At 65.9% G+C, this 11,862-nt stretch carries 11 protein-coding genes; 6 read left to right on the top strand and 5 right to left on the bottom strand.

Annotation, left to right across the window (positions count from 1 at the left end; genetic code table 11):
• Positions 1-291, bottom strand: coding sequence for an NAD(P) transhydrogenase subunit alpha part 2 (locus tag EGM87_RS21570; protein WP_025549500.1), 291 nt, complete (start codon positions 289-291; stop codon positions 1-3).
• Positions 288-1,427, bottom strand: a complete 1,140-nt coding sequence (locus tag EGM87_RS21565) for an NAD(P) transhydrogenase subunit alpha (RefSeq protein WP_137708867.1) — start codon at positions 1,425-1,427, stop codon at positions 288-290. Before EGM87_RS21565 ends, EGM87_RS21570 begins: the two co-directional genes overlap by 4 nt.
• A 223-nt stretch (positions 1,428-1,650) precedes the next feature.
• Between EGM87_RS21565 and EGM87_RS21560 the strand changes: the two genes are divergently transcribed.
• Together EGM87_RS21560 and EGM87_RS21555 are read left to right on the top strand one after the other, a co-directional pair.
• Complete coding sequence (locus EGM87_RS21560) at positions 1,651-2,346, top strand: FCD domain-containing protein (protein WP_025549502.1); 696 nt, start codon at positions 1,651-1,653, stop codon at positions 2,344-2,346.
• Between the two features lie 90 nt (positions 2,347-2,436).
• On the top strand, positions 2,437-3,021 hold the full coding sequence (locus EGM87_RS21555) for a TetR/AcrR family transcriptional regulator (RefSeq protein ID WP_025549503.1): 585 nt from the start codon (positions 2,437-2,439) through the stop codon (positions 3,019-3,021).
• A gap of 32 nt (positions 3,022-3,053) precedes the next feature.
• Here the strand turns inward: EGM87_RS21555 and EGM87_RS21550 are convergent, their stop codons facing one another.
• Positions 3,054-3,764 (bottom strand): helix-turn-helix domain-containing protein, encoded by a 711-nt coding sequence (locus EGM87_RS21550; RefSeq protein WP_025549504.1) that lies wholly within the window; start codon positions 3,762-3,764, stop codon positions 3,054-3,056.
• A 147-nt stretch (positions 3,765-3,911) separates the two neighbouring features.
• Between EGM87_RS21550 and EGM87_RS21545 the strand changes: the two genes are divergently transcribed.
• From EGM87_RS21545 to EGM87_RS21535, 3 genes are read left to right on the top strand one after another with little or no spacing between them, the layout of a single operon-like run.
• On the top strand, positions 3,912-5,645 hold the full coding sequence (locus tag EGM87_RS21545) for an acyl-CoA dehydrogenase family protein (RefSeq protein ID WP_065847030.1): 1,734 nt from the start codon (positions 3,912-3,914) through the stop codon (positions 5,643-5,645).
• Positions 5,646-5,659: 14 nt separating this feature from the next.
• On the top strand, positions 5,660-7,747 hold the full coding sequence (locus tag EGM87_RS21540; RefSeq protein ID WP_137708868.1) for a 3-hydroxyacyl-CoA dehydrogenase NAD-binding domain-containing protein: 2,088 nt from the start codon (positions 5,660-5,662) through the stop codon (positions 7,745-7,747).
• The gene (locus tag EGM87_RS21535) at positions 7,744-8,922 is read left to right on the top strand and encodes an acetyl-CoA C-acyltransferase family protein (RefSeq protein WP_137708869.1); all 1,179 of its coding nucleotides are present in this window, start codon (positions 7,744-7,746) and stop codon (positions 8,920-8,922) included. Before EGM87_RS21540 ends, EGM87_RS21535 begins: the two co-directional genes overlap by 4 nt.
• An 83-nt stretch (positions 8,923-9,005) precedes the next feature.
• Here the strand turns inward: EGM87_RS21535 and dmpG are convergent, their stop codons facing one another.
• Both dmpG and EGM87_RS21525 read right to left on the bottom strand, forming a co-directional pair.
• Positions 9,006-10,028: a 4-hydroxy-2-oxovalerate aldolase gene (gene dmpG / locus EGM87_RS21530; protein WP_137708870.1), complete on the bottom strand. Its 1,023-nt coding sequence runs from the start codon at positions 10,026-10,028 to the stop codon at positions 9,006-9,008.
• Positions 10,025-10,966 carry an acetaldehyde dehydrogenase (acetylating) gene (locus tag EGM87_RS21525; protein WP_061936050.1) on the bottom strand — a complete coding sequence of 314 codons (942 nt, stop codon included), beginning with the start codon at positions 10,964-10,966 and terminating at the stop codon, positions 10,025-10,027. Before EGM87_RS21525 ends, dmpG begins: the two co-directional genes overlap by 4 nt.
• A gap of 127 nt (positions 10,967-11,093) precedes the next feature.
• On the opposite strand from EGM87_RS21525, the gene EGM87_RS21520 reads away from it, so the two are divergent.
• Positions 11,094-11,858: an IclR family transcriptional regulator gene (locus EGM87_RS21520; RefSeq protein ID WP_048576901.1), complete on the top strand. Its 765-nt coding sequence runs from the start codon at positions 11,094-11,096 to the stop codon at positions 11,856-11,858.
• The last annotated feature ends 4 nt before the right edge of the window (positions 11,859-11,862 follow it).

Here is an 11,862-nt window from a genome sequence, read left to right as displayed (position 1 = left end):
TCACTTCCCCCGCGGCTTGAACATCTTGAGCATGCGGTCGGTGATCATGAAACCGCTGACCAGATTGACCGTGGCGCAGAACACCGCGACGAAGCCCAGCGTCTTTGCCAGCGGCGTCGCGCCTTCCTCGCCCGTGATGCTGATCGCGCCCACGATCACCACCGCTGCGATGGCGTTGGTCAGCGACATCAAGGGCGAATGCAGCAGCGGCGACACCTTCTTGATGAGCTGAAAACCGACGAAGGCCGCCAGGATGAAGACGAACAGATAATCGGGATTAAGCGAACTCATGACAGTGCCCCCGTCAATTGAAGCAGCCTTTCGCTGACGACTTTCCCACCCTGCGTCACGCGGATGGCGTTGCCGATTTCCTCGTCCAGCACCGGCGCGTTCCGGTCCTTGTTCCAGAAGGCGGAGAGGAAGTTATAGAGGTTGCGCGCAAACAGGGCCGATGCGTCGGCGGCGAGGCGCGAGGGCACATTCTTGTGCCCGACGATCTTGACGCCGTGCCGTTCGACCACTTCGCCCAGCACCGCGCCCTCGACATTGCCGCCCTGCTCGACGGCCAGGTCGACGATCACGCTGCCCGGCTTCATCGACGCGATCTGCGCGTCCGAAATCAGGCGCGGCGCGGGCTTGCCCGGAATCAGCGCGGTGGTGATGACGATGTCCTGCTTGGCGATATGGCCGGACACCAGCTCGGCCTGCGCCTTTTGATAATCCTCGGACATTTCGGTGGCATAGCCGCCCTTGCCCTCGCCCTCGATGCCCGCGACGCTCTCGACGAAGATCGCCTTTGCGCCCAGGCTCTCGATCTGCTCCTTGGTCGCGGAGCGCACGTCGGTGGCGGAAACCTGCGCGCCCAGCCGCTTCGCGGTCGCGATCGCCTGCAGGCCCGCGACGCCGACGCCCATGATGAACGCCTTTGCCGGCGACACCGTGCCCGCCGCCGTCATCATCATCGGGAAGGACCGGCCATATTCGGCCGCCGCGTCCAGCACCGCCTTGTAGCCGGCAAGGTTGGACTGGGAGGAGAGAATGTCCATCGACTGCGCGCGGGTGATGCGCGGCATGAACTCCATCGCCAGCGCCTCGAAACCGGCGGCGGCATAGGCGTCGACCCGCGCCCGCTCGACAAAGGGATTGAGGCCCGCGACGATCCACGCGCCGGGCTTGGCGCCCGCGATGCTGGCCACGTCCGGCCCCTGCACGCCCAGGATGATGTCGGCATCCGCCACAGTAGCGGCGCGATCCGCCACCGTCGCACCCATGGCGGCATAGTCCGCATCGGATATGGCGGCGGACAGGCCCGCTCCAGCTTCCACCGCGACTTCCGCGCCCAGCGCCTTGAATTTCTTGACCGTTTCCGGCGTGCCGGAAACGCGGCGCTCACCGGGCGCCATCTCTTTCACTATGCCGATCTTCACTGCATCCACCCTCGTCCCATGTTGGCAGGGCTCTGGCGCGGCCAAAAGCCGTCCTATCCTCAGCCCATACTAATATGCCCATTATCGACCCCTATGAATCGCAATACCGCCAAACCGGAAAGAATCAAACAAATAATATGCACATAATAGGACAGGATGTATGAGGAGTGCCCTTTTGCCGGCAAATTCGCTATGGGCGGTCGGACCCCAGACGAGGAGTAAGATGAGCATCCGCAAGCAGAATTCCCGCGAAGGACTGGTGACGGCGGCCGTGGCGAAGCTGCGTGACATGATCGTCGCCCAGCCGCCCGAAGCGCAGATCGGATCCCTGCCCGATCTGGCGAAGGCGCTGGGCGTGGGCATCGTCACCGTGCAGCAGGCGGCGCGCGTGCTGGAGCATGAGGGTTTCCTGAAGGTTCGGCGCGGCCCCGGCGGCGGCTATTACGGCACCCGGCCCGATGCGGAGGGTTTGAGCCAGGCGATTTCCGGCTTCCTGGCGCTGCATCATTCGGCGCATCCGGAGGCCATCGACATCATCACCCTGCTCGACTGCGAACTGATGGCGGCGGCGGCGCGCGCCACGGACGAGGCGCTTCGGCAGGAGCTTGCGGCGCTGGTCAAATCCATCGACGGGCGCAATACGGCGCGGCAGCGCGGCGCATTCGACCAGAGCATGCTGGACATTCTCTACCTGATGGTCGACCGCCCGCTGATGGAACTGCTCTCCCGCGTGGCCGTGCACCATTATGCCGAATATCCGCGCGGGCCGGTCTATGGCGGAAGCGAGGGCAAGCAGCGCTGGAAGCGGGAAAGACGCGCCATCATCGCCGCGATCCTCGACGGCGATCCGGAGCGCGCCCGCTTCGAAGCGCAACGGCGCCGACGGGAGATCATGCGCCAACTCGACGCGGCCATCTGAGGAGGCCGGCTCGGGCAAAGATGAAGCGCCGGTCCCTTCATCGGGAACGGAGGCTTCGCGGGCATTTAAGGATGTGCTAGCGCCGCCACGATGACAAAGCCTGTGCCGCCTTCTGGACCGAATGACGAGCCATCGTCGCGCCGCCGCCAGATATTGGAGATCGCCGCCCAGCTATTCGCGAAAAAGGGTTATCGCGGCACCTCCATGCGCGACATCGGCGAGCAGGCGGGCGTGCTGGGCGGTTCGCTTTACCATCATATCAGGTCCAAGGACGCCTTGTTCGTGGAACTGCACAATGCCGCGCTCGACAGGGCGGAAGAACGCATAGCCGCGGCCGTGCGGGCGCAATCCGATCCTTGGGCCCGGCTGTACGCGGCCTGCGCGACATTGTTGGACATCCAGCTTGCCCCCGGCTCCCTCACCACGCCGATGATGAACGACTTTCGGGAAGTGCCGGATGATGTCCGCGAACAGCTGATCGCGCGGCGCGACCGGTTCGAAGGGCTGTTTCGTTCGCTGGTCGAGGAACTGCCGCTGCCGGCCCCTATCGACCGGTCGATCTATCGCAACCTGCTTCTGGCGCAATTGAACGCCACCGCCGACTGGTACCGTCCCGGCAAGCTTGCTCCGGCGGAGATTGCGGCGCAGATCGTCGCCGTCTTTCGGCATGAATGATCTCTGCCCCGCCGGGGGAGGGCGTCCGCGTGCTAAAATTCGATGGAAATCTGCACCTTGAGCTTGCTCACCCCGGCCGCTTCGGCAATGCGCGTCTTCGCCTGATCGATGACCTCCTTCAGCGACCGGGCATAGGCCTCCGCGCCCGATGCGTCGGTTTCCCGGAGCGGCGGACGCCCCTTGCCGTACAGCAGCTGTTGCTCGGACAGGCCGAAGACCGCCGCAAGAATGCGCAGATTTTCCCTTCTCGGGGTCGTCCTGCCTGTCTCCCATCCCCAGATGGTGGGCTTGCTGAACCCCGTCCGCTCGGACAATGCCGTGCGGCTCAGCCCCTTTTCATGCCGCAGCCGCAGCAGGCGTTCGCCCAATCCTTCGGCGGCGGCTTCCTCCGGCGGATCGGCGGCAGGCTCCACATCGTCGCGCCCTGGACTGCGCAGCCTGATCGCGCTTACCGCGCCCTGGGGCAGCGACGTTTCGAAACGACAGCCGAACAGGGTCTCGTTCTGCCAGACGACACGGGCCACGACCCGGTCGGCATCGGGCAGGGACAGCATGATGCTCTGCCCGATCTCCAGCGTCGACCTGGTTTCTATCAGCATGCCGGCGGTCGAGATGTCGTGGATCACCACATTCGTGCTCGCGCCGTCGGACGTGCCGGGAAGTTCCAGGCGAATGCGCCAACGCGCGGCGTCTCGCCTGTTTTCGGACTCGGGTGGCTGGTCGACGATCGCTGGTATGGGCATTTTCCGACTATTCGCACCGGCGGGTTTCCGGAATGTTAATAAGTCGGTCGTGGACCTTGGGGATTGCCGAATGGCAGGGGATGCGCCGCGATTGACTGTAACAGATGTTTGGTATAGCAGAGGCCCGCGATTTCCAGGAGAGTCCCGATGTTCAGCTATGTTCCCCCGATAGACGATTATCGCTTTCTGTTGACGGAGGTTCTCGGCTTCGACCGGACAATGGCGGACATTGGAAAGGAGGTCGATGCCGACCTGGCGGTGGCCGTCCTGGAGGAAGCGGGCCGGATGTGCGCCGACCGGCTGCACCCGCTCAACCGCCATGGGGATGAGGAGGGAAGCCATCTCGTCGACGGATCGGTAAAGACGCCGGAGGGTTTTGCCGACGCCTGGCGGGACTTCGCGGCTGCGGGCTGGGCATCGCTATCGGCGGAGCCGGAATATGGCGGGCAGGGGCTGCCCTTCATCCTCCAGCTCTGGCTGGACGAGATGCTGTCGGCGGCGAACCTGTCCTTCGGCCTGTTCCCGGGCCTGACACGCGGCGCGTGCGAGGCGATCATCGCCCATGCCAGCGATTCGCTGAAGGCCACCTATCTGCCGCGCATGGTGAGCGGCGAATGGACCGGCGCCATGGCGCTCACCGAAAGCGGCGCGGGCACGGACCTGGCGCTGCTGAAGACCAAGGCGGCGCCCGGCGCCGACGGCAGCTACGCCGTCACCGGGCAGAAGATCTTCATTTCCTCGGGCGATCATGATTTCGGCGGCAACATCGTCCATCTGGTGCTGGCGCGCCTGCCCGATGCCCCGGCGGGGGTGAAGGGGATCAGCCTGTTCCTGGTGCCCAAATATCTGCCCGACGCCGATGGCGGCTTCACGATCCGCAACGCCATGTCGGTGGGCGCGCTGGAAAAGAAGATGGGCATCCACGCCCAGCCGACCTGCGTGATGAACTATGACGGCGCGACCGGCTGGCTGGTGGGGGAACCGAACAGGGGCCTGGCCGCCATGTTCACCATGATGAATGCCGAGCGCCTGATGGTCGGCATTCAGGGGCTGGGCATTGCCGGCGCAGCCTATCAGCAGGCCGCCGGCTATGCGAAGGAGCGGCTCCAGGGACGCAGCGCCGATGGCGCGCGGGGTCCGGTGGCGATCATCGAACATGCCGATGTGCGGCGCATGCTGCTCAATATCCGGGGTTTCGTGGAGGCCGGACGGGCGTTGGCCGGGTGGACGGCCTTGCAACTCGACCGGGCGCATCATCATCCCGATGCCGCTGAGCGGGCGAAGGCGGATGCCCTGGTCGCGCTGCTGACGCCGGTGGTGAAGGCGGCCTTCACCGACTTCGGCTTCGAAAGCGCGGTGCAGGCGCAGCAGGTGTTCGGCGGGCATGGCTACATCCGCGAATGGGGCATGGAGCAATATGTCCGCGATGCCCGCATCGCCCAGATTTATGAGGGCACCAATGGCGTGCAGGCGATGGATCTGGTCGGACGCAAGCTTCCCATGGCGGGCGGCGCGGTGGTCGATGGCTTTTTCACCCTGGTGGACGCGGATCTGGAAGCTGGGGCGGGGCTGGACATTGCAGCGAAGACGGGCGACGCGCTCACCCTTCTGCGCGGCGTAACCGCGTCGCTGCGCGGCGCGGGGGTCGACGCAGCCGGAGCGGCGGCGGTCGACTATCTGCGCCTTTTCGCGCTGGTCTCCATGGGCTGGATGTGGACGCGCATGGCCACCGCCGCGCGGGGGGATGCGCCGCTGCATGCGGCGAAGCGCGCGCTGGCCGACTATTTCGCGCAACGGATGCTGCCGCAGGCCCAGGGGCTGGCAGCCGGCATCGCGGCGGGTGAGGCCACGATCATGGCGCTTGGCGCCGACGCCTTCTGAACGAAAGGATCATCATGGCCGTCGAGATGACCCGGGCGGGTGCGACCATCGTCCTGCGCCTGTCCAACGGGCCGGTAAATGCCCTTTCGGTGGGCAACGGCTTTGTCGAGGAACTGGGGGCGAAAGTCGGGGAAGCGGCGAGCGATCCCGCCTGCCGCGCCATCGTGATCGCCGGCGCCGGCCGGATGTTCTGTGGCGGCGCCGACATCGGCGATTTCGACGGTGATCCCGAGCAGGTCGACCGGCTGCGGCATCTGATTGCGACGGTCGAGGCGTGCGCCAAGCCGGTGATCATGGCGATCCACGGCATGGCGCTGGGCGGTGGCCTGGAACTGGCCATGGCGGGCCACTACCGCGTTGCCCAGGCGGGAAGCCGCCTTGGCTTGCCCGAAGTGACGCTGGGCCTGCTGCCCGGCGCGGGCGGTACGCAGCGCCTGCCGCGCCTGATCGGGGCAGGCGCCGCGCTCGACATGATGCTGTCGGGCAAGCCCGTGACGGCGGAGCGCGCATTGTCGGCGGGACTGGTCGATCAGTTGGTGGACGGCGACGTCGTGGAGGCGGCGCTGGAGGTGGCGCGCAACGTGCCTCCGCTGCGCCGTTCGGGCACGCTGCCGGTGCCTGCCGACCTCGCCGGGGCCGTCGCGTCGCGCCGGGCGAAGCTGCGGGCCGGGCTGAGCCAGGCGCCTGCCCGGATCGTCGATTGCGTCGCGGCGCTGTCCGGCGATCTGGCCGCCGGTTTGGCGCTGGAAGCGGCGCTGTTCGGGGAATTGCTGCGCTCCGAGGCCTCTCGCGGCCTGCGTCACGCATTTTTCGGGGAGCGGACTGTGGCGCGCATTCCCGGATTGGCGCCGGACGTGCGCCCCCGTGACGTCGGTCATGTCGGTGTTGTGGGCGGCGGCCTGATGGGCACGGGCATCGCGCTTGCGCTGTTGAACGCGGGCCTGCCCGTGACGGTGGCCGAACTGCGTCCCGAGGCGCTCGCCAAGGCGGAAGCCACCATCTGCAAGACGATCCAGCGCGATGTGGAGAAGGGCAGGATCGGTCAGGACGTGGCCGATGCGCGCATCGCCGCCTTCACGGCTGCGACCGAACTGGAGGCGCTCGCGCATGCCGATCTGGTGATCGAGGCGGTGTTCGAGGATATGGGCGTCAAGAAGCAGGTCTTTTCCGCGCTCGATGCGATCGCCCGGCCGGATGCGATATTGGCGAGCAACACATCGACGCTCGACCTCGACGCCATCGCCGCGCTGGTGGCCGATCCGTCGCGGGTCGTCGGCCTGCATTTCTTCTCGCCCGCCAATATCATGCGGTTGCTGGAAGTGGTTCGCGGCAGGGAAACCGCGCCGGATGTCCTGGCGACCGCGATGGCGCTGGGCAAGCGGATCGGCAAGGTCGGCGTCGTGTCGGGCGTGTGCGACGGCTTCATCGGCAACCGCATGTTCGAGGAATATCTGCGCCAGGTCTGGTTCATGCTTGAGGAAGGCGCGCTGCCGCAGCAGATCGACGCCGCCATGGAGCGGTGGGGCATGGCGATGGGACCGTGCCGGACGATGGATCTGGCCGGACAGGACATCGGCTGGGCGATCCGCAAGCGCCGTATGGCGGAACAGCCCGACCGGCCCTATTCGGGCGTGATAGACCGCATCTGTGAACTGGGGCGGTTCGGACAGAAGACGGGCAAGGGCATCTACGCCTATCCAGATGGCCGGACGGCGGAAACCGATCCGGAAATCACAAGGCTGATCGAGGATTACTCCGCCGAGACAGGCCTTGAGCGGCGCGCGTTCAGCGATGAGGAAATCGTCGGCCGTTGCCTGCTGGCCCTGGTCAATGAAGGCGCGCGGATCGTGGAGGAGGGAATCGCCTATCGTCCCGTCGACGTCGACATGATCTACATCCATGGCTATGGCTTCGGCCGCGAACGCGGCGGACCGATGTTCCAGGCCGACATCATGGGCTTGTCCACCGTTCTGGACCGGCTTCGCGCCCTTGCCGCCGGCCGTAACGGCTGGGCATGGACGCCCGCCCCGCTGATCGAGCGGCTCGCTGCCGAGGGTGGGCGCTTCGGGGATCTCAACATTCAGGACAGGAACAGCATATGACGGATGTCTTTCTGGTATCGGCGGCGCGGACGGCCATCGGCAGCTTCGGCGGCTCGCTCAAGGATCAGAAGCCGGGCGAACTGGGTGCGCATGTGGCGCGGGCGGCGATCGAGCGCGCGGGGCTCGACGCAAGCCTGATCGGCAATGTCGTGCTGGGCAATGTCATCCCTTGCGAGCCGCGCGACGCCTATGCCGCGCGCATAGCGGCGATCGGCGCGGGCATTCCGCAGGAAACTCCGGCGCACAGCGTCAACCGCCTCTGCGGATCGGGTTTGCAGGCGATCCTTACCGCAGCCCAGTCGATCATGCTCGGTGACTGCGACATCGCACTGGGCGCGGGCGTGGAGATCATGAGCCGTGCGCCTTATTTCCTGCCCGCCGCCCGCTGGGGCCAGAAGATGGGCGATGCGGTGGTGCAGGACGGGTTGACCGGCGCGCTGACCGATCCCTTCCACGGCATCCATATGGGCGTCACGGGGGAGAATGTCGCTGCCCGCTACGGCATTTCGCGGGAAGACCAGGACGCGCTCGCCCATGAAAGCCAGAAGCGGGCGGCGAACGCCATCGCGCAGGGCTATTTCAGGGAGCAGATCGTGCCGGTGGAGGTGACGGTGCGGCGCAAGCCGGTGCCGTTCGACACCGACGAATTCGTGCGCGCCGATGCGGCCCCGGAGGATTTCAGCAAGCTGAAGCCCGTCTTCCAGAAGGATGGGACAGTGACGGCCGGCAATGCGTCGGGGATCAACGACGGCGCCGCCGCCGTGGTGCTGGCAAGCGGGGAGGCGGTGAAGGCGCAGGGATTGAAGCCCCTCGCGCGACTGGTCGCCTATGGCCATGCGGGGGTCGATCCGGCCTATATGGGCATCGGCCCGGTGCCCGCCACGCGCAAGGCGCTGGAGCGGGCGGGGATCGGCGTGGGCGATCTGGACGTGATCGAATCCAACGAAGCCTTTGCAGCGCAGGCCTGCGCCGTCTCGCGGGAGCTGGGCTTCGATCCGGCAAGGGTCAATCCCAATGGCAGCGGCATTTCGCTGGGCCATCCGGTGGGGGCGACGGGCGCGATCATCACGACCAAGCTGGTCTATGAACTGCAGCGCACCGGCGCCCGCCTGGGCCTGACGACCATGTGCATAGGCGGCGGCCAGGGCATCGCGGCCATCTGGGAACGAGTGTGAGGCCTGGCTCGCCCCTGGCCTGACGGACGAACCGTCAGGCCAGGGGCGTGCTCACGGGCGAAGAGGCGGAGCCGCCCCGCCGCTTATTTCGCGCTGAGATCGAGCGCGACGTCGACGATCATATCCTCCTGACCGCCGACCATCTTGCGACGGCCCACTTCCGCAAGGATGCTGCGCGTGTCGAGGCCATAGTCCTGCGCCGCCTTTTCCGCATGGCGCAGGAAGCTGGAATAGACGCCCGCATAACCGAGGGTCAGCGTTTCGCGGTCCACGCGCACCGGCCGGTCCTGCAGGGGGCGGACCAGTTCTTCGGCGGCGTCCATCAACGCATAGAGATCGCAGCCATGGTTCCAGCCATAGCGGTCCGCTGCGGCAATGAACACCTCCAGCGGCGCATTGCCGGCGCCGGCTCCCATGCCGGCCAGGCTGGCGTCGACGCGGACCGCGCCGTTCTGCACGGCGACGATGGAATTGGCGACGCCCAGCGAAAGATTGTGGTGGGCGTGCACGCCACGCTGCGTCTCGGGCTTCAGCACGCGATCATAGGCCTGAAGCCGCGCCGCATATTGCTCCATGTTGAGCGCGCCGCCGCTGTCGGTGACATAGACGCAGTGCGCGCCATAATCTTCCATCAGCTTGGCCTGCTGCGCCAGCGCATCCGGATCGGTCATGTGGCTCATCATCAGGAAGCCGGACACGTCCATGCCCAGGTTGCGCGCCGCCTCGATATGCTGCTTCGAAACATCCGCCTCCGTGCAATGGGTGGCGATGCGCACCGACCGCACGCCCAGATCATAGGCATGCTTCAGATCGTGCACCGTGCCGATGCCGGGCAGCAGCAGCGTCGTCAGGACGCTATGTTCCAGCACGTCCGCCACGGCGACGATCCAGTCATGGTCCGTATGCGCGCCGAAACCATAGTTGAAGGACGACCCGCTAAGGCCGTCGCCATGGGCGACCTCGATGGCGTCGACCTTGGCGTCGTCCAGCGCCCGGGCGATCTTCTGCACATGGTCGATGCTATATTGGTGACGGACGGCATGCATGCCGTCGCGCAGCGTGACGTCCTGGATGTAGAGCTTGGTCTGGGTCGGATCGAAGGTCATGCGACGGCTCCTTCATGCATGCGGACGGCGATCTTTTCGGCGGTGCGCAACGCGGCCGAGGTCATGATGTCGAGATTGCCGGCATAGGCGGGCAGGTAATGGGCGGCTCCCTCGACCTCCAGGAAGACGCTGACCTTGAGGCCCGTGAATTCCCCGTCCATCTCCGGAATGCGCAGGGGACGGTTCGATCCGATATGTTCGAACTGCACCGCCTGCTTCAGCCGGTATCCCGGCACATAGGTCTGCACTTCGGCCACCATGCGGTCGATGCTGGCGCGGATCTCGTCCTGGCTGGCGTCGTCGCACAGGCAATAAACGGTGTCGCGCATGATCAGCGGCGGCTCGGCGGGGTTGAGGATGATGATGGCCTTGCCGCGGCTCGCCCCGCCGACGTCGACGATCGCCTGGCTGGTGGTCTCGGTGAATTCGTCGATATTGGCGCGCGTGCCGGGACCTGCGCTCTTGGAGGCGATGGAGGCGACGATCTCGCCATAATGCACCTTCGCGACGCGGTTGACGGCATGGACGATGGGGATGGTCGCCTGGCCGCCGCAGGTCACCATGTTGACGTTCGACGCGTCCAGGTTGGTTTCGCCGTTGACGGGCGGAATGGTGTAGGGGCCGATGGCCGCGGGCGTCAGGTCGACCACCCGCTTGCCATGCGCCTGGAGCAGTTCATTGTGCCGCTTGTGCGCGCCTGCCGACGTCGCGTCGAACACGATGGCGATGTCCTTGAAACCCTCCAGCGCGATCAGGCCGTCAATGCCCTCCGCCGTGATGGGCACGCCCATGCGGGCGGCGCGCTTCAGCCCGTCCGATTCCGGATCGATGCCGACGAAGGCACCCATTTCCAGCGTCTCCGAAAGACGCATGATCTTTATCATCAGGTCGGTGCCGATATTTCCCGATCCGATGATCGCAACCTTGGTTTTGGCCATATCCTTCAAGCCTTTTCGTAAAGGAAACGCATGTCGCCGGCGCCGGGTACGGCCCGCCTCACAGCGCATGAGAATAAGGGAGCTTTGTACTTGACGCCACCGGGCCAAGCTGTGATCTTCTCACATCATGAGAAACAGGACGCCGCAAATCAGTTCGCTCAAGCGGACCCTGGCCATGCTGGAGGAGGTTGTGGCCGATGGCGGGCAGAACAGCGTTTCCGCGCTGGCGCGGTCCATCGACATGCCCGTGGCGACGGCCCACCGGCAGGTGACGACGCTGGTCGAGGAAGGGTATCTGACGCCGGTCGGGCGCGGGCGGCATGTCGCGGGGGCGCGGCTGCTGCGGCTCTTGCAGCGGCTCGACGAAAAGCAGTTGATCGTCAACGTCGCCGCGCCCGCCATGCACCGGCTGGCCGTGAAGGCGCGGACGATCGTGCAGCTGGGGACGCTGGAAAATGACATGGTCACCTACCGCCTGAAAATCGGCCAGGGGGCGGCAGGATTGTTCACGCGGGTGGGAATGCAGTTGGAGGCCTATTGCTCCGGCATGGGCAAGGTGCTGCTGGCCCATCTTCCCCGCGGCGAGCGGGATGCCTATCTCGCCAACGGCCCCTTCGTCGCCCTTACCCCGCGCACCATCGTCGATGCTGGCGCTCTGGCATGCGAACTCGATCTGGTGGCGCGGCAGGGATATGCGATCGACGATGGAGAAATTGCCGAAGACCTGACCTGCGCGGCCGTCCCGATCCGGAGGCCGGACGGCATGGTGCCCGCCGCCATATCCATATCGCAGTCGATGAGCGCGAGGAAGATCGGGCATGACGAGGTGATCGAACTGCTGCACGCCACAGCGCGGGAGATCGAGCAGGTGGCGTTCAACGCAGCGGAATGAGGCG

This window comes from Sphingobium sp. RSMS (assembly GCF_005406185.4).
Classification (GTDB): Bacteria; Pseudomonadota; Alphaproteobacteria; order Sphingomonadales; family Sphingomonadaceae; genus Sphingobium; species Sphingobium fuliginis.
Note: the sequence above shows the minus strand (reverse complement) of the source record. Positions and strands in the feature narration are given on the sequence as shown.

Bases quoted from the DNA above. Each gene is read 5' to 3' on its own strand.
- EGM87_RS21570 (WP_025549500.1), bottom strand. From the start codon at position 291: ATGAGTTCGCTTAATCCCGATTATCTGTTCGTCTTCATCCTGGCGGCC.
- EGM87_RS21560 (WP_025549502.1), top strand. From the start codon at position 1,651: ATGAGCATCCGCAAGCAGAATTCCCGCGAAGGACTGGTGACGGCGGCC.
- EGM87_RS21555 (WP_025549503.1), top strand. From the start codon at position 2,437: ATGACAAAGCCTGTGCCGCCTTCTGGACCGAATGACGAGCCATCGTCG.
- EGM87_RS21550 (WP_025549504.1), bottom strand. From the start codon at position 3,764: ATGCCCATACCAGCGATCGTCGACCAGCCACCCGAGTCCGAAAACAGG.
- EGM87_RS21545 (WP_065847030.1), top strand. From the start codon at position 3,912: ATGTTCAGCTATGTTCCCCCGATAGACGATTATCGCTTTCTGTTGACG.
- EGM87_RS21540 (WP_137708868.1), top strand. From the start codon at position 5,660: ATGGCCGTCGAGATGACCCGGGCGGGTGCGACCATCGTCCTGCGCCTG.
- EGM87_RS21535 (WP_137708869.1), top strand. From the start codon at position 7,744: ATGACGGATGTCTTTCTGGTATCGGCGGCGCGGACGGCCATCGGCAGC.
- dmpG (WP_137708870.1), bottom strand. From the start codon at position 10,028: ATGACCTTCGATCCGACCCAGACCAAGCTCTACATCCAGGACGTCACG.
- EGM87_RS21525 (WP_061936050.1), bottom strand. From the start codon at position 10,966: ATGGCCAAAACCAAGGTTGCGATCATCGGATCGGGAAATATCGGCACC.
- EGM87_RS21520 (WP_048576901.1), top strand. From the start codon at position 11,094: ATGAGAAACAGGACGCCGCAAATCAGTTCGCTCAAGCGGACCCTGGCC.